Origin of the sequence: Streptomyces justiciae (assembly GCF_015163075.1) — a bacterium.
In the GTDB taxonomy this organism is placed as follows: Bacteria; Actinomycetota; Actinomycetes; order Streptomycetales; family Streptomycetaceae; genus Streptomyces; species Streptomyces justiciae.
This window is the reverse complement of sequence record NZ_JADDXU010000002.1, coordinates 755,075-779,231: the sequence shown is the minus strand read 5'-3', so window position 1 is coordinate 779,231 and position 24,157 is coordinate 755,075. Positions and strand designations below refer to the sequence as shown.

Annotated in this window: 18 protein-coding genes and 1 pseudogene; 8 read left to right on the top strand and 11 right to left on the bottom strand. The window is 73.6% G+C overall.

Features of this window, described 5'->3' with window-relative positions; translation table 11 throughout:
• The first annotated feature begins 9 nt into the window (after nucleotides 1-9).
• A complete protein-coding gene (locus IQ210_RS07580) occupies nucleotides 10-3,024 on the top strand; it encodes an AAA family ATPase (RefSeq protein WP_194078054.1) in 3,015 nt (1,004 codons plus the stop codon).
• Here the strand turns inward: IQ210_RS07580 and IQ210_RS07575 are convergent.
• Entirely contained in the window at nucleotides 2,992-3,438 is a 447-nt protein-coding gene (locus IQ210_RS07575; RefSeq protein ID WP_194078053.1) for an Lrp/AsnC family transcriptional regulator, read from the bottom strand. The genes IQ210_RS07580 and IQ210_RS07575 overlap by 33 nt on opposite strands.
• Before the next feature lie 156 nt (nucleotides 3,439-3,594).
• Between IQ210_RS07575 and IQ210_RS07570 the strand changes: the two genes are divergently transcribed.
• The 3 genes from IQ210_RS07570 to IQ210_RS07560 all read left to right on the top strand — a co-directional run bounded on the left by IQ210_RS07570 (nucleotide 3,595) and on the right by IQ210_RS07560 (nucleotide 5,619).
• Nucleotides 3,595-4,080, top strand: coding sequence for a rhodanese-like domain-containing protein (locus IQ210_RS07570; RefSeq protein ID WP_194078052.1), 486 nt, complete (start codon nucleotides 3,595-3,597; stop codon nucleotides 4,078-4,080).
• A gap of 89 nt (nucleotides 4,081-4,169) precedes the next feature.
• On the top strand, nucleotides 4,170-4,688 hold the full coding sequence (locus IQ210_RS07565; RefSeq protein ID WP_194078051.1) for an immunity 21 family protein: 519 nt from the start codon (nucleotides 4,170-4,172) through the stop codon (nucleotides 4,686-4,688).
• Between the two features lie 97 nt (nucleotides 4,689-4,785).
• Nucleotides 4,786-5,619 carry an SDR family oxidoreductase gene (locus IQ210_RS07560; RefSeq protein ID WP_194078050.1) on the top strand — a complete coding sequence of 278 codons (834 nt, stop codon included), beginning with the start codon at nucleotides 4,786-4,788 and terminating at the stop codon, nucleotides 5,617-5,619.
• A 55-nt stretch (nucleotides 5,620-5,674) separates the two neighbouring features.
• Here the strand turns inward: IQ210_RS07560 and IQ210_RS07555 are convergent, their stop codons facing one another.
• On the bottom strand, nucleotides 5,675-7,360 hold the full coding sequence (locus IQ210_RS07555) for a DUF885 domain-containing protein (protein WP_194078049.1): 1,686 nt from the start codon (nucleotides 7,358-7,360) through the stop codon (nucleotides 5,675-5,677).
• Nucleotides 7,361-7,393: 33 nt separating this feature from the next.
• Nucleotides 7,394-7,885, bottom strand: coding sequence for an Lrp/AsnC family transcriptional regulator (locus tag IQ210_RS07550; protein WP_194078048.1), 492 nt, complete (start codon nucleotides 7,883-7,885; stop codon nucleotides 7,394-7,396).
• Nucleotides 7,886-7,927: 42 nt separating this feature from the next.
• On the opposite strand from IQ210_RS07550, the gene IQ210_RS07545 reads away from it, so the two are divergent.
• Nucleotides 7,928-9,148 carry a trans-sulfuration enzyme family protein gene (locus IQ210_RS07545; RefSeq protein WP_194078047.1) on the top strand — a complete coding sequence of 407 codons (1,221 nt, stop codon included), beginning with the start codon at nucleotides 7,928-7,930 and terminating at the stop codon, nucleotides 9,146-9,148.
• Here IQ210_RS07545 and IQ210_RS07540 read toward each other — a convergent pair.
• From IQ210_RS07540 to pdxR, 5 genes are all read right to left on the bottom strand, one after another.
• A complete protein-coding gene (locus IQ210_RS07540; protein ID WP_194078223.1) occupies nucleotides 9,145-10,503 on the bottom strand; it encodes a GNAT family N-acetyltransferase in 1,359 nt (452 codons plus the stop codon). The two genes, IQ210_RS07545 and IQ210_RS07540, sit on opposite strands and share 4 nt — an antisense overlap.
• Before the next feature lie 162 nt (nucleotides 10,504-10,665).
• The gene (locus IQ210_RS07535) at nucleotides 10,666-13,308 is read right to left on the bottom strand and encodes a DUF7824 domain-containing protein (RefSeq protein ID WP_194078046.1); all 2,643 of its coding nucleotides are present in this window, start codon (nucleotides 13,306-13,308) and stop codon (nucleotides 10,666-10,668) included.
• Nucleotides 13,305-14,702 (bottom strand): SWIM zinc finger family protein, encoded by a 1,398-nt coding sequence (locus IQ210_RS07530; RefSeq protein WP_194078045.1) that lies wholly within the window; start codon nucleotides 14,700-14,702, stop codon nucleotides 13,305-13,307. Before IQ210_RS07530 ends, IQ210_RS07535 begins: the two co-directional genes overlap by 4 nt.
• Before the next feature lie 140 nt (nucleotides 14,703-14,842).
• Nucleotides 14,843-16,429 (bottom strand): alkaline phosphatase D family protein, encoded by a 1,587-nt coding sequence (locus IQ210_RS07525; protein WP_194078044.1) that lies wholly within the window; start codon nucleotides 16,427-16,429, stop codon nucleotides 14,843-14,845.
• Between the two features lie 161 nt (nucleotides 16,430-16,590).
• The gene (pdxR, locus tag IQ210_RS07520) at nucleotides 16,591-18,030 is read right to left on the bottom strand and encodes a MocR-like pyridoxine biosynthesis transcription factor PdxR (protein ID WP_322656323.1); all 1,440 of its coding nucleotides are present in this window, start codon (nucleotides 18,028-18,030) and stop codon (nucleotides 16,591-16,593) included.
• A 92-nt stretch (nucleotides 18,031-18,122) separates the two neighbouring features.
• On the opposite strand from pdxR, the pseudogene IQ210_RS48625 reads away from it, so the two are divergent.
• Nucleotides 18,123-18,527: pseudogene (locus tag IQ210_RS48625) on the top strand (EamA family transporter); the annotation flags it as partial.
• A gap of 477 nt (nucleotides 18,528-19,004) precedes the next feature.
• Here the strand turns inward: IQ210_RS48625 and IQ210_RS07510 are convergent.
• Nucleotides 19,005-19,835, bottom strand: a complete 831-nt coding sequence (locus IQ210_RS07510; RefSeq protein ID WP_194078043.1) for an alpha/beta fold hydrolase — start codon at nucleotides 19,833-19,835, stop codon at nucleotides 19,005-19,007.
• 141 nt (nucleotides 19,836-19,976) lie between these two features.
• On the opposite strand from IQ210_RS07510, the gene IQ210_RS07505 reads away from it, so the two are divergent.
• Both IQ210_RS07505 and IQ210_RS07500 read left to right on the top strand, forming a co-directional pair.
• Nucleotides 19,977-20,858 (top strand): RNA polymerase sigma-70 factor, encoded by an 882-nt coding sequence (locus tag IQ210_RS07505; protein WP_194078042.1) that lies wholly within the window; start codon nucleotides 19,977-19,979, stop codon nucleotides 20,856-20,858.
• A gap of 242 nt (nucleotides 20,859-21,100) precedes the next feature.
• The gene (locus IQ210_RS07500) at nucleotides 21,101-21,862 is read left to right on the top strand and encodes a GntR family transcriptional regulator (protein ID WP_194078041.1); all 762 of its coding nucleotides are present in this window, start codon (nucleotides 21,101-21,103) and stop codon (nucleotides 21,860-21,862) included.
• A 351-nt stretch (nucleotides 21,863-22,213) separates the two neighbouring features.
• On the opposite strand, the gene IQ210_RS07495 is transcribed toward IQ210_RS07500, so the two are convergent.
• The gene (locus IQ210_RS07495; RefSeq protein WP_194078040.1) at nucleotides 22,214-23,371 is read right to left on the bottom strand and encodes an ROK family protein; all 1,158 of its coding nucleotides are present in this window, start codon (nucleotides 23,369-23,371) and stop codon (nucleotides 22,214-22,216) included.
• Nucleotides 23,372-23,489: 118 nt separating this feature from the next.
• Nucleotides 23,490-24,152, bottom strand: coding sequence for a response regulator (locus IQ210_RS07490; protein WP_194078039.1), 663 nt, complete (start codon nucleotides 24,150-24,152; stop codon nucleotides 23,490-23,492).
• Nucleotides 24,153-24,157: the final 5 nt, after the last annotated feature.

The window sequence follows — 24,157 nt, the reverse complement described above, 5'->3', positions numbered from 1 at the left end:
GGGCGTCCGATGAGGCTGCACCGACTGGACATCACCGCGTTCGGTCCCTTCGGAGGGGCCCAGTCCGTCGACTTCGACGAGCTCTCCGTCGCCGGGCTCTTCCTGCTCCACGGACCGACCGGCGCGGGCAAGACCTCCGTCCTCGACGCCGTCTGCTACGCGCTGTACGGCTCCGTCCCCGGCGCCCGCCAGTCCGGCCAGGGCCTCACCCTGCGCAGCGACCACGCCGCGCCCGGCACGCGCACGGAGGTCCGTCTCGAACTGACCGTCGCCGGACGCCGGTTGGAGGTCACCCGCCAGCCGCCCTGGGAGCGCCCCAAGAAGCGCGGTTCGGGCAGCACCCTCGACAAGGCCCAGAGCTGGCTGCGCGAGTACGACGCCCAGACCGGCGCCTGGAAGGACCTCAGCCGCTCCCACCAGGAGATCGGCGAGGAGATCACCCAGCTGCTCGGCATGAGCCGCGAGCAGTTCTGTCAGGTCGTGCTGTTGCCCCAGGGCGACTTCGCCCGCTTCCTGCGCGCGGACGCCGAGGCGCGCGGCCGGCTGCTGGGCCGCCTCTTCGACACCCACCGCTTCGCCGAGGTCGAGAAACGCCTCGCCGAGCGCCGCCGCGCCACCGAGGCACAGGTCCGCGACGGGGACACCGAGCTGCTCGCCGACGCCCACCGCATGCAGCAGGCGGCGGGCGACGCGATGGCCCTGCCGGACGCCGCCCCCGGGGAGCCCGGTCTCGCCGACGCCGTCATGAGCGCCGCCGCCGTCGCCCGCAGCACCGCCCGCGAACAGCTCACCATCGCCCACAGCCGGCTCACGGCCGCTGAGTCCGCCCAGGCCGCCGCCGAGCGCGCCCTGGCCGACGTACGCGAAGTGGCGCGGCTCCAGCAGCGGTTCGGGGAAGCACAGCAGCGGGCCGCACTGATGGAGGAGCGGTCCGAGGGCTACCGGCAGGCGCTGGCCCGCATGGAACGCGCCCGCAAGGCCGAGGCCGTGGCACCGGCGCTGGAGCTCAGAGAGGCCGCCGACGCCGAGCACCGCCGGGCGGACGCGGCCCGGGCACGCACGCGTGCCCTGCTGCCGGACACCTACGCCGACGCCGGGGCGGCCGGGCTCGCGTCCGCAGCCCGCCGGGCCGCCGAGGAGCTGGGCGGGCTGGAGTCGGCGCGCCGTGCCGAGCAGCGGCTGGCCGACCTGGTCGCCGAGCGGGCAGGACTGGACCGGCAGGAGCGTGCCGACGACGACGTACTGCGCGAGGCGGACGACTGGCTCGCCGGGTGGGAGGCGACCCGCGCCGGGCTCCAGGCCCGGATCGACTCCGCCCAGGAGGCGGCGACCCGGGCCGAGCAGCTCGGCGTACAGCGTGAGCCGGCGCAGAAGCGGCTGGGCGCCGCGCGGATGCGGGACCAGTTGGCCGGCGACACCGACACGGCCGCCGAACAGGTCCGTCTCGCCCAGGCGGACGCGCTGGCGCTCAAGGCGCGTTGGCTGGACGTCAAGGAGCAGCGGCTGAACGGCATCGCCGCCGAGCTTGCCGCGCAACTGACCGACGGGGAGCCCTGCGCGGTCTGCGGGGCGACCGAACACCCGGCCCCGGCCCGCAAGGACGCCGGGCACGTCGGCCGGGAAGCGGAGGAGCGGGCCCTGGCCGCCTACCAGCAGGCGGAGGAACGGCACAGCGAGCAGGAACAGCGACTGGGCGTCGTACGCGAGGCACTTGCCGCCGCCACGGCGGAGGCCGGTGACGCGTCCACCGAGCAACTCGCGGCAGCTGCCGATGAGTTGGAGCGGCTCTACGCGCAGGCCCGGCACGCCGCCTCGGTGCTGCACCCCGCGCACGAGGAGCTGCGCCGGGCCGAGCAGGAGCACGAGCGACGCACTGCCGTACGCCAGCAGGCCGCCGTACGGGCCGCCTCCCGCGTCGGGCACCGGGACCGCCTCGACCGTGAACGGGCCGTGCTGGAGGAGGAGTTGGCGCAGGCGCGCGGCGCCCTCGACAGCGTCGCCGCGCGCGCCGACCAACTGGAGCGGCAGGTCAGACTGCTCACCGACGCCGCCGACGCGGCCCGCGTCGCCGAGGACACCGCGCAACGGCTCAAGGACGCCGACGCCCGGCTGGCCGACGCCGCGTTCCGGGCCGGCTTCGACACCCCGCAGGCCGCGGCGGAGGCCCTCCTCGACGACGCGGCCCACCGCGACCTCCAACGGCGGCTCGACGACTGGCAGTCGCAGGAGGCCGCCGTACGGGCCGTCCTCGCCGAGCCCGACACCGCGGCCGCCGCCCAGCAGCCGCCCGCCGACCTCGCCTCGGCCGAGCAGGCCGCCGCCCTCGCCGCCCAGCGGGTCCGCGACGCCGCCTCCGCGCGCGACGCCGCCGCCCGGCGCTGCGCCGACCTCGACCGGCTCTCCGCGCGCGCGGCCGTCTCCGTACGCCGCCTCGCCCCGCTGCGCGAGGAGTACGACCGGGTCGCCCGCCTCGCCTCCCTCACCGCGGGCACCTCGGCGGACAACGAACGCAAGATGCGCCTGGAGTCCTACGTGCTGGCCGCGCGCCTGGAACAGGTGGCCGCCGCAGCGACCGTACGGCTGCTGCGGATGTCCTCAGGCCGCTACACCCTCGTCCACTCCGACGACCGGGCCGGACGCGGCCGCAGCGGGCTCGGGCTGCATGTCGTCGACGCCTGGACCGGACGGGAACGGGACACGGCCACACTGTCCGGCGGCGAGACGTTCTTCGCCTCGCTCGCCCTCGCCCTCGGCCTCGCGGACGTCGTCACCGACGAGGCGGGCGGGGTCCGGCTCGACACGCTCTTCATCGACGAAGGGTTCGGCAGCCTCGACGACCAGACCCTCGACGAGGTCCTCGACGTGCTCGACTCGCTGCGCGAACGGGACCGCAGCGTCGGCATCGTGAGCCATGTCGCCGATCTGCGGCGGCGCATCCACGCCCAGTTGGAGGTCGTGAAGGGCAGAGCCGGATCGGCCCTGAAGGTGCGCTCAGCGGCCCAGCGGGCGGCGCGGCAGGGGTGAGGAGTAGACGACGCTCGTCGTCACCGCGCCGAGCGAGCCGATCTTGCCGGACACCTCCTCCAGGTGCCGCATCGACCGCGCGGCGACCTTGATGACGAAGCAGTCGTCGCCCGTGACGTGGTGCGCCTCCAGGATCTCCGGCGTCGCCTCGACCAGGTCGTGGAACGGCTTGTAGTTGCCGTTCGGATAACGCAGCCGCACGAACGCCAGGATCGGCAGCCCCAGCCGGTCCGGGTCGACGACCGCCGCGTACCCCTGGATCACGCCCGCCTCCTCCAGCCGGCGCACCCGTTCCGTGACCGCGCTCGGGGACATGGAGACGGCACGCGCGAGCTCGGCGAAGCTGGCGCGGCCCTCCCGCTGGAGGACGTCGAGGATGCGCCAGTCGGTGGCGTCCGGGGAAAACTCGGTCATGCCGGAGAGATACCAGGGGAATCACCGGCGGATCAAGCGGAACGCCGGGGATCGCCACTTCAGGGAAGTGATCGTCCGACGTAGATTTCTGGGTGCGGGGAGGGCGACGAGGCCCGACGAGAAACCCCGCGAGGCATGTCAGGGAAAGGCCAGAGCATGAGCAGCGTCAGCACGAACACCGTCAACCCGGTCCTGCGGGTCGCCCCCGCGGCCCCGGCCGAGGCTGCCGCCTACTTCCGTGCGAGCCTCGTCTTCCACGCCGACGTCTCCGACGTCGCCGCCGCGCTCTCGGCCGAGGGCGACCCCGGTTTCGTCGTCCTGGACTCCCGCTCCACCGAGGCCTGGGACCAGGGCCACATCCCCGGCGCCGTCCACCTGCCGACCGCCCTCGTCCCCGAGCAGGCCGAGCAGCTCCTCGACAAGTCCGTGCCGGTCGTGACGTACTGCTGGGGACCGGGCTGCAACGGCGCCACCCGCTCCGCGCTCGCCCTCGCCGAACTCGGCTACCAGGTCAAGGAGATGCTCGGCGGCTTCGAGTACTGGGCGCGCGAGGGCTTCGAGTACGAGACCTGGGAGGGCAGGCAGCGCCGCGACGCCGACCCGCTGACGGCGCCGGTGGACGCGGAGAACTGCGGCTGCTGAGCCGGGCCGTGGCCGCTGCTGAATGATGGATTCCGGATCTTCCTGTGAACGGCGACGCGCACTGTCATGTACCAGGTAGATTCCGCGCCATGGTGCGATACGCGGAGCCGGGCGCGGCGGAGTGGGTGGAGTCGGGCGGTGGGCCGCTCATAGCGGTCCCGGAGACCGTGCTGCCGTTCTGGGCGGGCGCCGACGGGGACGAGACGGCCTCGGACTACGACCGGGCCTGCGAGGTCGACGGCTACGTCGGCCTGCTGCCCGTCGGCGACAGCGCGGCGCTGGTGTTCGGCGACGAGCCCGCCTCCACCACGTATCTGCCGGACCGCGGCGTCTTCGTACGGTGGTCGGCGGCGGAGTCCGAGGAACAGCTGCTCGCCGAGGTGCCGGCCGCACTCGACGCGGCGGTGTGGGGGCCGGAGGTCGCCTGGAACGTACCCGGCCCGGTGCTGCTGTTCGACGCCGCCTGGCCGGGGACCGACTCCCTGCGCACCGACCACGTCTGGATCGCCCTCGACCCCGGCCGCTACGCGGTGCGCGCGGCGCACGTGCGGCCCGGGCCGGAGACGTGGCTGGGACTCGTCCAACTGAGGCCGCTGGCGCACGGATAGCGGCCGTGGCGCGCGGCCGGCGAGTTGGGCGCCCGGTGCATGGACGGCCGGGAAATTCCCGTGCGCCGCACGCATCGCTTCCCCATCATGGTCGTCCATGCCCCGACTTCCCCACCCCACCCCCGAGGAACTCCGCCGCGACCCCCTGCCGCTGCGGGGCCGCATCGCCCTCGTCACCGGAGCCAGCAGACGCGGCGGCATCGGGCACGCCGTGGCCCGGCGGCTGGCCGCCTACGGGGCGAGCGTCTATCTGCACCACCATGTGCCGCACGACGCCGCCCAGCCCTGGGGAGCGGACCGCCCCGAGGACGTGCTCGCCTCCGTGCGCGGCGCGCTCGGCGACCCCGAGGCGCGGGTCGTGGCCGGACCCGGTGACCTCACGGACCCCGCCGCCCCGGCCGAACTGATCGCCACCGCCGTCGGCGCACTCGGCGGCCGGCTCGACATCCTGGTCGCCAACCACGCCCTGAGCGGCAGCGACGGCACCCTCGACCAGATCGACGCGGCCATGCTGGACGCGCACTGGGCGGTCGACACCCGCTCGGTGCTGCTGCTGGTGCAGGCGTTTGCGCGGCACCGGGCGGGCCTCTCGGGAGGCCGGATCATGATGATGACCTCCGGCCAGGACATCGCCGGAGGCATGCCGGGCGAGATCGCCTACGCGCTCCAGAAGGGCGCCCTCGCCTCCATCACCCGCTCGCTGTCGACGACGCTCGCCGAGCAGGGCATCACCGTGAACACCGTCAACCCTGGCCCGGTGGACACCGATTACCTGACCGGCGAGGTCTACGAGGCCGTCGCCGCCCGCTTCCCCGCCGGACGCTGGGGGATGCCCGACGACCCGGCCCGCCTCCTCGCATGGCTCGCGACGGACGAGGCGGGCTGGATCACGGGGCAGGTGATCGACTCGGAGGGCGGGTTCCGGCGCTGAGCCCAGCCCTTACAGCTCCGCCGGCGCAGCCCTTACAGCTCCGCCGGCTCAGCCCTTACAGCTGCGCCAGCTCGTCGACCAGGTCGTCGAGCCCCAGCGAACCCTGCGACAGCGCCGCCATGTGCCAGGCCTTGAGGTCGAACGCCTCGCCGTGCCGCTGCCGGGCCTTCTCGCGGCCCAGCAGCCAGGCACGCTCGCCCAGCTTGTAGCCGATGGCCTGGCCCGGGATCGTCAGATAGCGGGTCAGCTCGCTCTCCACGAAGTCCGCCGGCCGGCTGCTGTGCGCGCCGAAGAACTCCTGGGCCAGCTCCGGCGTCCAGCGCTCGCCCGGGTGGAACGGCGAGTCGGCCGGGATCTCCAGCTCCAGGTGCATGCCGATGTCCACGATCACCCGCGCCGCCCGCATCATCTGCGCGTCGAGGTAACCGAGCCGCTGCTCCGCGTCCGTGAGGAACCCGAGCTCGTCCATGAGCCGCTCCGCGTACAGCGCCCAGCCCTCGGCGTTGGCGCTGACGATGCCGACCGTGGCCTGGTAGCGGGAGAGGCTGTCGGCGATGTGCACCCACTGCGCCAGCTGGAGGTGATGGCCCGGCACACCCTCGTGGTACCAGGTGGAGACCAGGTCGTAGGCGGGGAAGCTGGTCTGGCCCATCGTCGGCAGCCAGGTGCGGCCCGGCCGGGAGAAGTCCTCCGAGGGGGCCGTGTAGTACGGCGCCGCCGCACCGCCGGGCGGGGCGATCCGCGCCTCCACCCGCCGTACCCGCTCGGCCAGTTCGAAGTGCGTGCCGTCCAGCGACTCGATCGCCTGGTCCATCAGACCCTGCAGCCATTCACGGACCTCGTCGACGCCCTCGATGCGGGTGCCGTGCTCGTCGAGGTGCTTGAGCGCCACCCACGGCGTCTCGGCACCCGGCAGGATCTTCTCCGCCTCCCGCTTCATCTCGCCGAGCAGCCGGTGGAACTCCGACCAGCCGTACGCGTACGCCTCGTCCAGATCCAGGTCCGTGCCGTTGAAGTAGCGCGCCCAACGGGCGTACCGGTCCCGGCCGACGGTGTTCGACGCGCCCTCGATCGTCGGCGCGTACACGTCCCGCATCCAGTCCCGCAGCTCCACGACCGAGGCGGTCGCGGCGCGCGCGGCCTCGTCCAGCTCGGCACGCAGCGCCTCGGGGCCGTCCGCCGCGAAGTCCTCGAACCAGCCGCGCCCCTCCCCGGTGTCCGCCCACTCCGTCAACTGCTCCACGAACGTGGCCGTCGGCCGCGGCGCCGCGTACAGCTTCCGCTCCAGACCGAGCGCGAGGGACTCGCGGTACCCGGCGAACGCGGCCGGTACGGCCCGCAGCCGCTCGGCGATCGCCGCCCAGTCCTCGTCGGTCTGGCTCGGCGTCACCGTGAACACCTCGCGCACCGAGTGCGCGGCCGTCGCCATGTTGCCGACCGAGCGCAGCCCTTCGTCCGCCTCGTGCACGGCGAGTTCCGCGGTGAGCCGCTCGCGCAGCAGCCGGGCGCAGCGCCGCTCGATGTCACTGTCCGCGCCGGGCTGCCGCTCGGCCTCGTCGAGGCGGGCGAGCGTGGCCCGTTGGAGCTCGGCGAGCTTCTCCTGGCCCGCGGGCGAGGTGTCGGGAAGGCGGTTCGAACTCTCCTTCACGCCGAGGTAGGTGCCGGTGACCGGGTCGAGGGCGATGAGGGCGTCGACGTAGGCGTCGGCCACCTCACGGGGCAGGCTGTTGGTCTGTGACATGCGGTCCATCCTCGTACGAGGGGACGCCGCACGTCACCCGGATTGAGCCGAGGGCGTAGGCGGGAGCAGCGGCCCGCAGTCCCACTGCTGGAAGATCAACCGGGTCTCCACCCGGGCCACTTCGCGATGGGCCGTGAACTCGTCTAGGACGAGCCGCTGCAGATCCGTCATGTCCGCGACGGCGACATGGACGAGGTAGTCGTCGGGCCCGGTCAGATGGAAGACGGTCCGCGACTCGGGCAGCGCCCTGATCCGCTCCACGAACGGCCCCACCAACTCCCGCCGATGCGGCCGCACCTGTACGGACAGCAGCGCTTCCAGCCCCCGCCCCAGCTTCGCCGGGTCCAGCCGCAGCTGATGGCCGAGGATCACCCCGGCCCGGCGCAGCCGGGTCACCCGGTCCAGACAGGTCGACGCCGCCACCCCCACCTGGGCGGCGAGGTCGCGGTAGGTGGTCCGGGCGTCGTTCTGCAACAGCCGCAGAAGATGAAGGTCCACCGGATCCAGTGCGACAGATTCGGCCATGCGCCGAACGTAGCACGGTCTTCGCCGCCACCACCCCGGCCGATGTTCACCCTGTCCCGCATGGAGACGACGCCTGTGCCCACCAGAGCCCTGGCCACCGAGGCCGTCCATGCCGGCCGCGACGACCTCGCCCGGCAGGGACTGCACGCCCCGCCCATCGACCTGTCGACCACCTACCCCTCGTACGACAGCCGCGCCGAGGCCGCCCGCATCGACGCCTTCGCCGCCACCGGCGCCGACCCGGACGGCCCGCCCGTCTACGGCCGCCTCGGCAACCCGACCGTCGCCCGCTTCGAGACCGCTCTGGCCCGCCTGGAGGGCACCGAGTCCGCGGTCGCCTTCGCCAGCGGCATGGCCGCGCTGAGTGCGGTCCTTCTGGTACGGGGCTCGATGGGCCTGCGCCATGTGGTCGCCGTCCGCCCCCTGTACGGCTGTAGCGACCACCTCCTCACCGCCGGCCTGCTCGGCTCCGAGGTGACCTGGACGGACCCGGCCGGCATCGCCGATGCCCTGCGCCCCGACACCGGCCTGGTCATGGTGGAGTCCCCGGCCAACCCGACGCTCGCCGAGGTGGACCTGCGCGCGGTCGCCCACGCCTGTGGCACGATCCCGCTCCTCGCCGACAACACCTTCGCCACGCCCGTGCTCCAGCGCCCGGCGGAACAGGGCGCCCGCCTGGTGCTGCACAGCGCCACCAAGTACCTCGGCGGTCACGGTGACGTGATGGCCGGCGTGGTGGCCTGCGACGAGGAGTTCGCCGGCCGCCTCCGCCAGGTCCGCTTCGCCACCGGCGGCGTCCTGCACCCGCTGGCCGGCTATCTCCTCCTGCGCGGCCTGTCGACGCTCCCGGTCCGCGTCCACGCCGCCTCCGCGACCGCCGCGGAACTGGCCCGCCGCCTCACCGCCGACCCGCGCGTCGCCCGCGTCCACTACCCACGCATCGGCGGCGCGATGATCGCCTTCGAGGTCCACGGCGACCCGCACGAGGTGATAGCGAACGTCCGCCTGATCACCCCCGCGGTGAGCCTGGGCAGCGTGGACACCCTGATCCAGCACCCGGCGTCCATCAGCCACCGCATAGTCGACGAGGGCGACCGACGGAACGCCGGGGTGAGCGAGGGCTTGCTAAGGATGTCGGTAGGCCTGGAGGACGTGGAAGATCTCTGGACGGATCTGAACAACGCCCTGGGGGCGACGTCCCTCAGGGGCGCGGGGAACTGCGCGACCAGCCACAACGAACCCGCACCCGCCGGCCATCACTAGCCCCTACGGCGCTCAGGCGTCCCTGAACCCACTTGCTCAGCAACTCCCTGCGCATCCAACCGCGCAGTGATCACCAGGGTCCCCTCCTCGATCTGATAGTCGAGGGGGAGCCCCAGATCCCGCATCGCCGCAACCATCCCGGTGTTGGACGACTGAGTCACCGCGTACACACTCTCGCACCCGGCCTCACCAGCCATCCCCACCAGTCGGCGCAGCAACTCGCCCCCGATCCCACGCCGCTGCCACTCGTCCTCGACGAGCAGCGCCACCTCGGTCTCGTCCCCGTCCCACAGCAGATGCCCGAGCCCGACCAGCCGCCCCGACGCGGTCTGAACGGCCAGCGTCCGCCCGAACCGCGGACTGAGCAGATGGTTCAAGTACCGGTCCGCGTCACCCACCGGCCCGTGATAGCGCAACGACAGCGTCCGAGGGCTGCACCGCTCGTGCATCGCCTTCGCCGCTTCCAGGTCTCCGATGTCCGCCCGCCGCACCGTGATGTCGTTGCCCTCGGGCAGCGTCAGCACGTCCTGGCTGTGCGGCACGCGCGGTCCGAGGACCGTGTCCAGCTCCACCAGCGCCCGCGCCCGGGCGAACTCGGTCGGGGTGAACGGCAGATACGGCCGCTCCACGGTGATCACTCCGCCTTCCGGTGCCCGCAGCCTCATCGCGGTGTCCTCGAGCACCCCTTCCACGGGCACGCCCTCCGGACCACGGCCCCCTCCGGCCGGTGTGCCGGGCAGCGACCTGATGGTGCACCGGCCCAGCAACTGCCGCAGCGCCAGGGGGAGTTCCGCCGCGTCCAGCGCGGTACGGGTCGCCAGCCCGAGCACCCGCGTCGGCGCGTCGACCAGGTCGTGGGCGTCGGCCCGCTCGATCCAGGTACCGGCACCGCCGGCCAGCGCGACGGCACGCGTGATCTCTGCCGCCGACAGCTCACCGGGCGCCCGCAGCAGGAACTCGTCCACCGTGCCCTCGGCCAGCGGGTGCGTCTGGAGGCTGAGGATGTCGACCCGGTGGTCGGCGAGGGCCGTGCACAGCGCGGCCAGCGACCCCGGTTCGTCCTTCACGGTCGTCCGCATCCGCCACAGCACGCTCTCCCCGGTGTCGGCGGACGGCCCGGCCTGCGCCTCCGCGGAGGGCGGCCGGGCACCGGTATCGCTCACCGGCGGCGCGTGACCGTGGCGGCGTGCCCACCATGTGTGGAACGCCGCCGTGGCGACCAGCACGACCGCCGAGACCAGCAGCAGCTCGGGCCCGTCGGGCCCGTGCCCGATCACATTGGCGACGGCGTCCGCCACCGCGACCGCCGTGAACAGCGCGGCCAGTTCGATGACGTCCCGGCGCCAGTGGTGCACCGGACGTCCGTGCTTCGCACGCGTCACATCAGACATTTCTCGACTCATGCAGCCACTGTGAAGGAACGGTGTTGCGTGATCACGAACGGTTTGTGACCGGGCGGTAAAGACTGGATCTGGGGTTTTTGTCTGTTTCTTTGCGGTCCTGTCACGCCCCTCCCGTCACGCCGCGACCTCCTCGACCAACGCCCCCTGCAACCGCCGGGCCTGCGTCGCCAGCCGCGACGACCCGCGCCGGGCCGCCGCCCCGGCGAGATGCGGCAGCTCACCCCGCGCTCCGGACCGCTCGGCGCACTCCGCGGCCACCGCCAGCAGCTCCCCGAGCCCCCGGCTCCTCGCGGCCTGTCCCTCCGGACCGCCGACGGCGAGGTCGCCGAGCAGCAGCGGCAGGGTGTGGCGCAGCACCCCCCAGATCGTGGCGTTCGCCCCCGTCGAGGCCGCCGTGCGCAGAGAGTCGGCCAGGCGCAGCGGCTTCACCACCCCGTCCCGCACCAACTGCCCGAGATCCGTGCCCAGCAGCGTCGCGTCGAGCTGCCCCCGCGCCGCGAGCACCAGCAGTGCGTCCACCGCGGCGAGCCGGTCCTCCTCGTGGCGGGCACCGAGCCCGTAGGCCACGCACAGGTGGACGGCGTCGCCCGCCTCGCCGCCGGACTCGGCGAGCAGGGGGAGCACGGCCGCGGCACCACGAGTGTCCTCGACGGCGACCGTGGAGAGGTCGCGGAGCATCCGGGCGGCGACGAGCTCGCGGCGCTCGGGGAGCAGGGCGAGCCAGTGCGGACGTATCGAGTCGTCCCAGTGGTGGCAGTACCAGCGCTCCCGGTAGACACTCACCGGCTGCCCCAGAGGCCGGAACTCGCGCGGGAAGTCGTCCTGCAGTTCCTCGAGTTGATCGAACTCGACCAGAACGCGGGCGTGGGTCGTGCGACGCCATCCGACCGGGAGCTGCGGTCCGCCGGAGGTGAGCCACTGGGCCAGCCGGGTGCCTTCCGCGGTGCCGAGGGCCGCCGCGCGCTCCGCCGCCGATGCTGCCGTCGCCCGGTCCCCGCGCCGCACTCGCAGCAGCGCCTGCGCGAAGTCGGCGTCCGAGGGCCGGGCGCCCAGCCGCCGGTACTCGATCAGGCGCTCCACCAGGTCCTCGGGTTCCAGGAGGCCCGTGCTCCAGGTCGGCGTGGACAGCAGGAACGGCAGCGGGTCGGTCCGCATCCGGAACGCCACCTCGGCGATCCGTGCCTGGAAGGCGCGGTCCAGGGCGCTGTGCACACAGGTCTGCCCCGTCGTCCCCTGGGTGACGGCCGCGTGGAGCGCCGCCGTCCGCACCTTGCCCAACAGCGAGGCGAGCACGAGATGGAGGTGGGTGAAGTTGGCGAAGTACGCACTCTCCCGGACGCGTTCGTCATCGGTGGTGACCCACCACAGCCGCGCCACGACCGGGCCGAGCGCCTCGACCAGGGCGTCCCGGTCGTCGTGGGCGTGACGCACCAGCCCGTCCAGGGTGCGCTCGAACGCCGCCACGTCATCGCCGGTCACCAACAACGCGCCGACCTCCTCGGCGAGTTCGGCCACCGACTCCGGGGCGGGCGCCAGCCGCACGGGCTCCGGTACCGGCGGCAGCACCTCCTCGTACACCACCGGCCCCATGGCCGCCGGGGCCGCGCCGAGCGAGGCGACCGCCCGGGCGCGCAGCGTCGGGATCAACTGCTCGGCCGACACCGCGAGTTCGTCCCGCGTCTCGGGGCCGGCCTTCTTGAGGTGCCGCTCCACCAGCTTCAGCGCCCGCTCCTGGACGTCCGAGTCCTCGTGCCCGAAGGCCTGCGCGGCGGCGGGCAGCAACTCGTCGGCCGTGGCGGCGTCGCGTGCCATGACCTTGCCCAGCAGGACCAGTTGGGCGCGGACGAGTTTCTTCTCGGTGCGGAACAGCACCCCGCCCGACATCTCGGCCAGCTGGCGCCCCGACAACCGGCCCTCCAGAGCGAGGCCGCCCAGCACCGACTGCGCGTACCCGGCCACCACCGAGGGGGCGTCCGCGGCCAGGGCCAGCCACTCCGGCGTGCGCTCCCGCTCCTCGTCGCGGGTGAGGGCGAGGGTCTTGAGGAGTCGCAGGAACCCCCGGTGATCGGCGGCGGATCCGCCCCGCAGCAGCCGGGACACACACGCGTGGACCATCGCCCCGCGCTCCAGCGCGCCCTCGGCGGTGAGCTGGGCCAGCGCGCCGGTCCAGCTGTTCGGGCCCTCCTCGGCCGGCCACTGCAGGGTGCCGCCGATGTCGTCCGTCTCGAACAGCGCGGCCACGAGCTGCGGGAGGTGCGGGTCCTTGCGGAGCCGGGCGAGCACGGTGTCCCCGCGCTGCCAGACGCTGCCGATGTGCCGCACCCAGCCCTCGACGTAGGCCTGTGTCGTCGGGACCCGGCAGGCCGAGAGCCGGACCAGGCCCGCCAGCAGCTCGTACGGCACCTCCGCGCTCGGCGGGCGCTGGGCGAGCCGGTGCACCACATCGGCGAGCCAGTCGGACTCGCGGTCGGCCAGGACGTCGATCAGCACCGCCGGGGGCGCCTGCCACCAGCGCATGTCGGCGGACGCCAGCCAGTTCGCCACGGCGGCCGCACCGGTCTGGCAGGCCGCCCCGGCCACCTGGAGCGCCGGGGAGGCACGCCGGGCCTGCGCCCCCCACCGGTCCGCCCGCAGCTCCTTGCGCAGCTCCTTCAACTCCGGTAGGAACGCCCGCCGTTCGGCGTCCGTCATCCCGTCCAGCAGGCCCGGCAGCTCACCCGTCCGCCCCGCCCGCACCGCCTCCATCAACGCGCTCATCGCACACCCCCGTCGATCCGCACCGTCTCCCGCCCCACCGCGGCACCTCGCCGCACCATCCGCACCGCCAGCGCGTGCTTGCACGGGCCGCGCCCGCCCCGGTACTTCGCCCACCACACACAACTGCACGTGAGCACCCCGGCCGTGTCCCGCACCCGGTGCACATGGCCGTCCTCCGCCGTCACCGTGCCCCCCGCGCCGTCCAGCGCGACCGCGTCCGCCGCCACCAGGGCCCGGGCCGAACGCAGCCGGGGGTTGTGCCGCTCGACGCGCTCGGCGTCGTACGGCAGCTCGCGATGGAAGTAGGCCGCCTCCGCCGTGTCGTACCCGACGCGGCCCGAGGTGCCGAGGCGTATCAGGGCCGCCCGGACCCGCTCGGCCGTGAGGCCCGCCGCCGCGGCGAGGTCGGTCACGTCGACGCGGGGCTCCCAGGCCAGCAGTACCGAGATCAGCTCCGCGTCCTCGGCGGCCTCGTCGGTGGCGAGCGCGTCCAGGACGCCGCCCTCGCCGGAGAAACCGCGCGAGGCGTCGGGGGACAGGGTGAGGGTGAGCCGCATGCCCGGCAGGACGGCCTCCCAGGCACTGGCCGTCGCGTCAGCTCCCGCCGCCACCGTGGGGCCGTACACCCGCAGCGCGGTCGCGTGCCGGAGCACCCGCTGCAGGGCGATCAGCCGCTCCGGGCCCGGCAGACAGACCGCACCCGGCACCGCACGCGTCGTCGGACGCAGCGCGCCGCCCGCCGGCACCACCCAGCGCGGGCCGCCCCGCGCCGCACCGCGCGGCAGCGAGCGCAGGAACCGCACCGCCTCGGCCGCAGACAGCTCGGCCCGCAGATCGAAGCCCGCCGCGATCACCTGGGCCTCCGCGAAGCCCCGCAGCCAGCGGTCGGGGAGCGGCACCTTCTTCTCCACGACCGGACCGTCCAGCGTGGTCACGGCCAACTCCTCGGGCCCGACCCGCAGATGGAGCGGATCGTCCGCGCCGATCCGTGAAAGCGCCTCACGCAGGGGGTTGTTCACGTCGACGTTCGTCGTGCCGTGCCCCACCTCGCCGCCGTCGAGGCCCGGCTCCAGGACGTCCAGGCGGGCGTACACCCCGCCGCAGCCGGAGAAGGACTCGAAGCGCAGCCGGTCGCCGTTGCCCGTCACCACCGGGTCGAGCGAGGCGCGCAGCTGCCGCTGGTAGTAGCGGGCCGCCGCCACGTCGGCGACCGCGAGCAGACCTGCGGACGCCACCTGAGGAGACGTCAGGAAGCCGGTGAAGAACCGCGGATGGTCCGCCATGCCCGATGGGGTCGCACCCCGCGAGGTCTCCAGTCCCAGGCGCTGTGCACCCGCCGCGGACTCCAGCGCGGAGGGTCGGCGATAGGCCACGGCCTGCAAAGATCGCGTCATGGAAAAACCGTAGAGGCGACCACTGACAATCGGCCCTGACCTGCGAAAACGCCCTGCGGGAGAGGGAGTTCGACGGCCGCGTACCGGGGGATGACGCCGGTACGCGGCCCGCCGTCGAGAGTACGGGAGCCGGTGAGGGGTTACTGACCCACGCGGCCCGGCTGGAGCGTCTGGGTGAACAGCACGGTGCCGTCCTGCTCACGGAGTCGGACCGTCAGTTCGCCGCTGTCGCCGTCGATGTCGACCTCGCCGAAGAACTGGTAGCCGCCGGCAGGGGAGACGTTCGACGCGGTCGGCGCCTTCACGAACACCCGCTCCGGGCCGAAGGTGTTGTCGAGGGCGTTCGCCGGGAAGGCGCCGGCGTTCAGCGGACCCGAGACGAACTCCCAGAACGGCTCGAAGTCCGTGAACGCGGCCCGCGACGGCTGGTAGTGCTGCGCTGAGGTGTGGTGCACGTCGGCCGTCAGCCACACCGTGCCGGTGATCCGCCGGTGCTTGATGTGCCGCAGCAGCTCGGCGATCTGCAGCTCACGCCCGAGCGGCGCGCCGGGGTCGCCCTGAGCCACCGCCTCGATGTTCGCCTTGCCCTCGGTGGTGTCCGGCACGACCAGGCCGAGCGGCATGTCGGCGGCGATCACCTTCCACACCGCACGCGACCGCGACAGTTCCCGCTTGAGCCACTCCAGCTGCTCGCGCCCGAGGATGCCCTGCGGGTCCACGGTCTGGTCGCCGGCCGAGTTGGCGTTGCGGTACGTCCGCATGTCCAGCACGAACACGTCCAGCAACGGCCCCTGCCGCAGCACCCGGTAGACCCGGCCCTCCCGCTTCCCCGTCGGCAGGGTGGAGATCGGGAAGTACTCGCCGAACGCCCGCCGGGCCCGCGCCGCGAGCACGTCGACGCTCTTCTCGGTGTAGCGGGTGTCGGTGTTCGCGATGACCTCGCCCGGGTACCAGTTGTTGCGCACCTCGTGGTCGTCCCACTGGATGATCGACGGCACCTGGGCGTTGAACCGCCGCAGGTTCTCGTCGAGCAGGTTGTAGCGGAAGTTGCCGCGGAACTCGGCCAGCGTCTCGGCGACCTTCGCCTTCTCCTCGGTGGTGACGTTCCGCCAGACGCTCCCGTCGGGCAGGGCGGCCGTCGCCGAGATGGGGCCGTCGGCGTAGATGTTGTCGCCGCTGCACAGGAAGAAGTCCGGGTCGAGCGCGGCCATCGCCCGGTAGATCGTGTAGCCGCCGAAGTCCGGGTTGATGCCCCAGCCCTGGCCCGCGAGGTCGCCGGACCACAGGAAGCGCACACCGTCGCGGCGCCCGGCCGGCGCGGTGCGGAAGGTGCCGGTGACCGGCTCGCCGGTACGGCGCGGGTCGTCCGGGTCGGCGAGCAGCACCCGGTAGTGGATCTGCTCGCCCGCAGGGAGGCCGTGCAGCCGGGTGGTGCCGGTGAAGTCCGTGCCGGCGCCGAGCAGCGGGCCGTGCCAGTGGTGCGCGTTGCGGAACGACTCGGTCGCGGACGTCTCGACGATCATCCGCGCGGGACGGTCGGATCTCACCCACACCAGCCCGGAGTGCGCGCTCACGTCTCCGGTCTGCACACCCCACCCCGCCTCGGGACGCCCCGAGAGGGCGAACGCCGGTGCCGCGCCGGCCGCGGCGGGCAGGGTCAGGGCCGCCGACGCGACCAGGGAGCCGCGCAGCACGCTGCGGCGGCCGGGGAACGGACGTTGGGACATGGATGCGCCTCCAGGGACGGGATCCGGCCAGTGTGCGATGCCATGACTACTGGTGCGCCGCAGCGCACACGGAAACCACAAGTGAACAACTGACCGCATTCGCAAAGGAACCGGCGTTTCGAGACAGAGCCCGCGCGTGCGAGGCCTTCAGCGTCGGGCGGTCATTGAGAGCCTGCCTCGGCCATCAGCCGTATGCCCTCACGGATGCGCGCGGGCGAGAGGTGCGCGTAGCCGACCACGAGCCGCACCTCCGCCGAGTCACCGGTACGCGCGTGCGTGCACGCCGACAGCGGACGTACGGCCACTCCGGCCGCGGCCACCCGGGTGAGGAAGCGTGCCTCGGGCCCGTACCGCCGCGGCAGCGTGGCGATGACATGCAGTCCGGCGGCGATCCCGGACACCCGCGCACCGGGGAAGTGCTCCTCCAGCGCGGCCACGAGCGCGTCGCGCCGCTCGCGGTAGGCGTGCTGGCAGCGGCGCAGCTGACGGTCGTAGTCGCCGCGCTCCACAAACCGGGTGAACGCCGCCTGGTCGAGGGTGGGATGACCGAGGTCCATGGTCCGCTTGCGCTCGATCACCTCGTCGGCGAGCGCCTCCGGTACGAGCAGCCAGCCCAGCCGCAGCCCCGGGGCGAGGGACTTGCTGACCGAGCCCGCGTACGCCACCCGCTCGGGGTCGAGGCCCTGGAGCGCGCCGACGGGGGCGCGGTCGTAGCGGAAGTCGCCGTCGTAGTCGTCCTCCAGGAGGAACCCGTCCACCGAGCGCGCCCAGTCGAGGAGTTCGGCCCGGCGCCGCGCGGAGCAGGCAATGCCGGTCGGGTACTGATGGGCGGGCGTCGTCACGACCGCCCGTACGCCCGACGCCCGCAGCGGCCCCAGGGCGAGCCCCTCGTCGTCCAGCGGGACGGGCACCGGGGTGACGCCCGCCGCCGCGTAGAGGTCGTCGTGCTGCGGGCTGCCGGGATCCTCGACGCCCACCGTGCGCAGCCCGCGCGCGTGGAGTGCGAAGCCGAGCAGTGTCGTCGCCTGGGCCACCCCGGAGACCACCACGATCCGCTCCGGATCGGCGACCACGCCCCGGCGGCGCGCGAGGAGTTCGGCCAGCGCGGTCCGCAGCCGGGGCAGCCCGCGCGGGTCGGGATAGCCGAGCTCGTGGTGCGGCAGCTCCGCCAGCACCGCGCGCTGGGCCGCCGCCCAGGCGGTCCGCGGAAACAGCGACAGGTCCGGCGTCCCCGGCACGAAGTCGGCCCGGGCGCCCGGCGGACGCGGCGCGAGGTCACGCGCGCGTGCCGATGCGGCCCGTACGGCACCGCCCACCCAGGTCCCCGCGCCCCGGCCGCTGCGCAGATACCCCTCAGCCGCCAACTGCTCGTACGCCTCCGTGATCAGCCCCCGCGACACCCCGAGGTCCGCCGCCAGATCCCGGCTCGACGGCAACCGTGTGCCCGGCGCGAGCCGACCCGACCGCACCGCCTCCCGCAAGGCGGCCTGCAACGACCGCCCACGCGCGCGTGCGGGGGCGGAAGCCGCCGGAAGCAGCACTTCCCAGGCGACCGAGCCCTGCCGCACCACCGGCGCCGACTCCGCCTCTCCTACGTCCACGCCACGCTCCCCGCACCCGTCCCGATTGGTCCCCGATCACGTCCCACAAATGGACCTTAAACCGGACCGCCCCGCTGCCTAGCGTCGCTCCCATGAACGCCACCACCACCCGCGGAGCGCTGCTCGCCGGGTTCGCGTGCGTCCTCGTCGGCGCGTCCTTCACGGCCAACAGCAAGCTCGGCGACTACCCGTACGCGGGCGGCCAGTTCCTCCGCTACGGCCTGGCCTGCCTGCTGCTCCTGCCCCTCGCCGGGCGGGGCGCCCCCGCCCGGCTGCGGGCGCTGGGACCGCGCTCATGGGGCCGCCTGGCACTCCTCTCGGCCGTCGGCATGGTCGCGTTCAACATGGCCGTCATCGCCGCCGAACGGACCGCGGAACCGGCCGTCCCGGGCGTCTTCGTGGGCTGCGCGCCGGTCGTGGTCGCCGTCGTCGTCCCGGCGCTCGACGGGCGTCGGCCGCAACGCGTCGTCCTGTACGGGGCGTTGCTCGTGGCCGTCGGGGCCTTCACGGTCCAGGGCTGGGGGCGCACGGACGCGGCCGGGATCGCCTACTCCGTCTGCGCCCTGGCCGGTGAGGTCGGCTTCGCGGTCCTCGCCGTGCCCGTGCTGCGTCCCTTGGGCCCGCGGCTGCTGTCCGCCACGGTGTGCGGCGTCGCCGCGGCCGAGTCCCTGGCGGCGGGGTTGGCCATGGACGGCACGGCATGGCTGCGCAGGCCCGACGGCACCGAGGCCGCCGCGCTGCTGTGGCAGGCGGCGGTCGTCACGGTCGTCGGCTTCGTGTACTGGTACATGGGCATGCAGCGGATCGGCGCGGAGCGCGCCACGCTGTTCTCCGGCCTCATCCCGGTCGCCGCGGCCTGCACCGCCCCGCTCGTCGGCACGGGCGCCTACGGCGCCGCCCAGGCAGTCGGCAGCGGCCTCGTCGGCGCCGGAGTCGCCCTGGGATCAGGGGCGTTCATCAGGAACAGGACGACGTCAGCGGCTGCCGTCCAGGATCACGCGCGCGACGAGCGCCGGGTCGTCGTTCATCGGGCAGTGGCCGCAGCCGGGCAGCCGCACGAGGCGGGCCTTGGGGATGATCTGCTTGGCGCGGACTCCCTGGCGACGCAGCAGGAGCCGGTCCTTGCTGCCCCAGGCCACGGTGACGGGGATGCCGGGGATGTCGTCCGTGAACCGCACCGAACCGCCCGCGCGGAGGGTGTCGGCGAAGCCCGTGGCGTTCACCAGCGCGAGCGTCTCGGCGACGACGGCCTCGGGTGAACGGCGGCCCGGGCGGGCGTAGATGGTGCTCGTCAGCGCGGTCCGGCCGGCCGCCGACCGCGACAGCCGCTCGACCAGGGGCAGCGGCATCCGCTGGGCGATGCCCCGCATCGCGAGCAGCACGGAGAAGGCGTAGCGCCGCTCGGCCTCCGACCAGAAGCCCGCGGGAGACAGCGCGGTGACGGACCGTACGAGCTTCTCCCGGCCGAGTTCCAGGGCGAGCAGACCGCCGAGCGAGTTGCCCGCCACATGCGGCCGGTCCAGCTCCAGCTCCTCGCAGAGCGCGCCGAACACGGCGGTCGTGCTGGCCAGGTCGTACGAGAGTCCGTCGGGCAGCCCCGGGGAGGCACCGAAGCCGGGCAGGTCCACGGCGATCACGTCGCGTTCGGTGGCCAGGATGTCCACGACCGGGTCCCAGGCCTGCCGGTGGTGACCGATGCCGTGCAGCAGGAGCAGCGGCTCACCGCTGCCCACGCGCGCGTAGTCGACGGTCACCGACCGCGGGCCGTGCGGGGAAGGGACCTTGAACGAGACGGTGGCGGCCATGGGGGTGTGCTCCTCGTCTGGGGCTCGCTGACGGACGCTGCGTAGACAGCTTGTCAGCAATTACTACCGGCGGGTAGCCCTTGTGGGTCGGACCCCTGATTCCGCCTGGACAGCACGGGGTGCGTCGGATGGGATGGAGTCGTGAGTACCGACACCGTGACCGACGTATTCGAAGAGCACCGCCCCGTCCTGCTGGGAGTGGCCTACCGCATGCTGGGGCGGGTGGCCGACGCGGAAGACGTCGTCCAGGAAGCCTGGTTGCGCTGGTCGGGAGCCGACCGGGACGACGTGCGCGAGCCGCGCGGCTACCTCGTGCGGATCACGACCCGCCTCGCCATCGACCGGCTCCGCCAGATCAAGGCGCGCCACGAGGCCTACGTCGGCCCGTGGCTGCCGGAGCCGTACGTCACCGACTTCGGGGACGTCGTCCCGGACACCGCGGAGCAGGCCGTGCTCGCCGACTCCGTCTCACTCGCCGTCCTCGTCGTCCTGGAGTCGCTCTCGCCCCTGGAACGCGCGGTGTTCGTGCTCCGGGAGGCCTTCGCGTACCCGTACGCGGACATCGCCGCCATGCTGGAGCGCGAGGAGCCCGCGGTACGCCAGCTCGCCGGACGGGCCCGCAAGCACGTCGAGGAACGCCGGCCCCGCTACGAGGTCGACCCCGTGCAGCGCCGGGACCTCACCGAACGCTTCCTCGCCGCCGCCGCGGAGGGCGACCTGGAGGGGCTCATGTCGATGCTGGCGCCGGACGTCCGCCTCGTCGGCGACAGCGGCGGCAAGTCGAGGGCACCGCTGCGGGTCCTCGAGACGGCGGATCACGTGGGCCGTTTCGTCGTCGGTGCCGCCCGCAAGGGTGTCGAGGACATGACCTGGCGCTTCGTCGAGGTGAACGGCGGCCCCGCGGTGCTGGTCCTGTCCGGTGGCAAGCCCGACTCGGTCTTCCAGGTGGACATCGCCGACGGCCGCATCCAGTCCGTCTACATCGTGCGCAACCCCGACAAGCTGCAATCGCTTTCTGCCTAGCGGCGCCCGCGCTCGAAGCCCCCGTCCCCTACGACGGGGGCTTTGCCGTCATGTCACGAACACCGCCCGGTACGAACGCTTCGTGAACGCTCCGCGGCGCCGTCCCTGTGAGTGCCGCGAGGGATCGAGGATTGGTCTTGACCAAGGGTGGGGGCCGCCCTATGGTCGCAGAGAAGTGCAACAACCTTTAATAAACAAGGGCGCTAAAACGCCGCCGGACCACGGCGATTGCGGAGGACAGGGTGGGGACCACGCAACTGGAATCGGTGCCGGAACCGAAGTACTGGCATCTCAAGACGGTGCTCAGTGAGGCCTTGGACTCCGAGTTCTCCGTGGGCGAGATCCTGCCCAACGAGCGAGACCTCGCCGCCCGCTTCGGCGTCGCCCGCGCCACGCTCCGCCAGGCCCTCGAACAGCTCGAACTGGAAGGCCGCCTCCAGCGCCGTCGCGGAGTCGGTACGACGGTCGCGCCGCCGCGCGTGGGGGTCGCGGTCGGCACCGAGCAGCACGCCTGGCCGGGCACGGCCACCGACGCCTGGCAGCTCGCCGACAGCGCGCTGGAGCTCCCGCCGGCCGCCGTCGCCGTCGCGCTGGAGACCGGCCCCGAGGACACCGTGCACATCGTGCGCCGCTCCCGGATGACCCACGGCCAGCCCGTCGCCGCGGAACTGCTCTACGTCCCGCAGTCGTCGGTGCCCGACCTGTCGGCCATCGACGCCCCCTCCGGGACGGCACGCGCGCGTGCCGTGCTGCGTGAGTTGCAGCGGCTGGAGCTGGAGGGGCAGGACAGCGCGGTCGAGCTCGGCTCGGCCCGCGCGGACGACGCCAAGCAGCTGGACCGGCTGCCGGGCGCCCCCGTCCTCGTCGTCACCACCCGCTTCTTCGCCGGGGGCCGCACCGCGGCGCTCTCCGTCGCCACGTACCGCGCCGACACCTGCCGGCTGACCTTCGGCGACTCCGGCGGCGTGGAGATCCACCAGCATCCGGAACGCCAGGCGTCCTGAACACCGCAGCACGCCACGACCCGCGCCTGGACGACGTCCCGGGCGCGGGTCGATCCGGGTGGCTCCCCGACGCGCCTGGAAGGGGCGCGGGGCCGCGTCCACGTGCGGCCGGGGCACGCCGACGGCAGCTCGCCGGGTACTTGCCGCCAAGCCCGTCGCCCCCGATGCGTCCAGTGCCCAGCCGCGCGACCAGCGGCCGAGCCGCAGTGCCCAGCCGCGCGACCAGCGGCCGAGCTACAGTGCCCAGCCGCGCGATCAGCGGCCGAGCCACAGCGCCCAGCCGCGCGATCAGCGGCCACGTTACGGGCGCACAGCCGGACCACGATCTGTCCGGCACTGCCCGTGCAGCGCTCACCGCCGCGCCGTCACCGTGCCCTCCACCGCGAAGAGCTGCTCCTCCACGTGGTCCAGGGCCAGCCGCAGCGCGCCCGTCGCCACCGCCGCCTCGCCGAGGAGCGACAGGGTGACCTTCGGCGGCCGGAGACAGTAGCGCGCCAACTCCCGTCGCAGCGGCTCCAGTACGCCGTCCAGACCGGCCGCCCAGCCGCCGATCACCACCAGCTCCGGGTCGAGGGCGAGGGCGAGCGCGGCCACGTCGTGGACGAGTCGCTGGATGAAGCGTTCGACGGCCGCGCGGGCCCGCTGATCGCCCTCGCGGGCCTGCGCGAAGACCTCGGCGACCGCCTGCTCGTCGAGCGGGTGCAACGGCTCGTCCGTGGTGGACAGCAGCGTCTCCGGCGTCACCTCACGGCCCAGCAGATGCAGCGCGCCGATCTCACCCGCCGCCCCGCCGAACCCCCGGTGCAGCCGCCCCCCGATCAGCGACCCGGCCCCCGGACTCAACCCGGCCAGCACGAACACCACGTCGTCCGACTCGGTGGCCGCACCCTTCCAGTGCTCGGCGACCGCCGCGGCGTTGGCGTCGTTCTCCACCAGCACCGGGCACTTGAAGGACCGGCTCAGCCGCTCGCCGAGCCGCAGCCCCGTCCACTCGGGCAGCGCGGCACACAGCCGCACCGTGCCGTCCGCCTCCACGATCCCCGGCGAGGCCACCCCCACGGCCCGCAGCGAGTCCCGTGACACCCCGGCCCGGCGCAGCAGCTCCGCCACCGCGGTCCGCAGCCGCTCCAACCGCTCGTCGGCGGGGGCAGACTCGGACACGTCCTTCGCGACCGCGCCGAGCACCCGGCCGTCGAGGTCGGACAGAAGCGCGGCCACCCGGTGCGAGCCGATGTCGAGGCCCAGCAGATGACCGGCCTCGGCCCGGAACCGGAACCGCCGCGCGGGCCGCCCCTGACGCCGTACGACGCTCTCGTCCGCGGCCTTCTCGACGACGTACCCGGCCTCGATCAGTCCCTCGACCACACCTTCGACCGTCGGCCGGGACAGGCCCGTCACGCGGGTGATCTCGGTGAGCGTCGCGCAGTCCGTGGCGCGCAGCGCGTGCAGCACCACCGCGGAGTTGATCCTCCGCAGCAGCGAGGGATCCCCGCCGGTCAGCCGCCCCACCGTCCGTCCTCCCAGCTAGTGCGCGTGTTGGCCGGATCGTACTCGGCACGGCGGACCCCGGCGAGTGCGGGGACGCAGAGATCGCTTGCTGCCCCGAGGGCGCCGTTCGTCGCTCCGGTCAGCCGGGCGCCACGAACCCCGACTCGTACGCCGCGATCACCGCCTGCGTGCGATCCCGCGCCCCCAGCTTGGCCAGGACGGCGCTCACATGGGACTTCACCGTCTCCGTCCCCACCACCAGCCGCTCGGCGATCTCCGCGTTCGACAGCCCCCGCGCCATCAGCCGCAGCACCTCGGCCTCCCGCTCGGTCAACTGCGCCCGTTCCATCACCGCGCGGGCCGCGCGGTTCCCGTCGCCCTCCCCGTACTCCGCGGCGAGCCGCCGCACCGACGCCGGGAACAGCAGTGACTCGCCCTCGGCGACCAGCCGCACCGCGTGCACGATCTCGGCCGGCCGCGCCCGCTTCAGCAGGAACCCGTCGGCCCCGGCCCGCAGCGCCTCGTACACGTACTCGTCGTTCTCGAACGTGGTCACCACGAGGATCTTCGGTGGCTCGGCCACCGTCCGCAGCACCGCGCGCGTGGCCTCGATCCCGTCCAGCAGCGGCATCCGTACGTCCATGGCCACCACGTCCGGCCGCAGCTGCCGTACCAGCGGAATGACCGCCGCCCCGTCCGCCGCCTCCCCGACCACCTCGATGTCGGGCTGCGCCTCCAACACGGCCCGCAGACCCGCGCGTACGAGGGGTTCGTCGTCGACGAGGAGAACGGTGACCGGCATCCGGC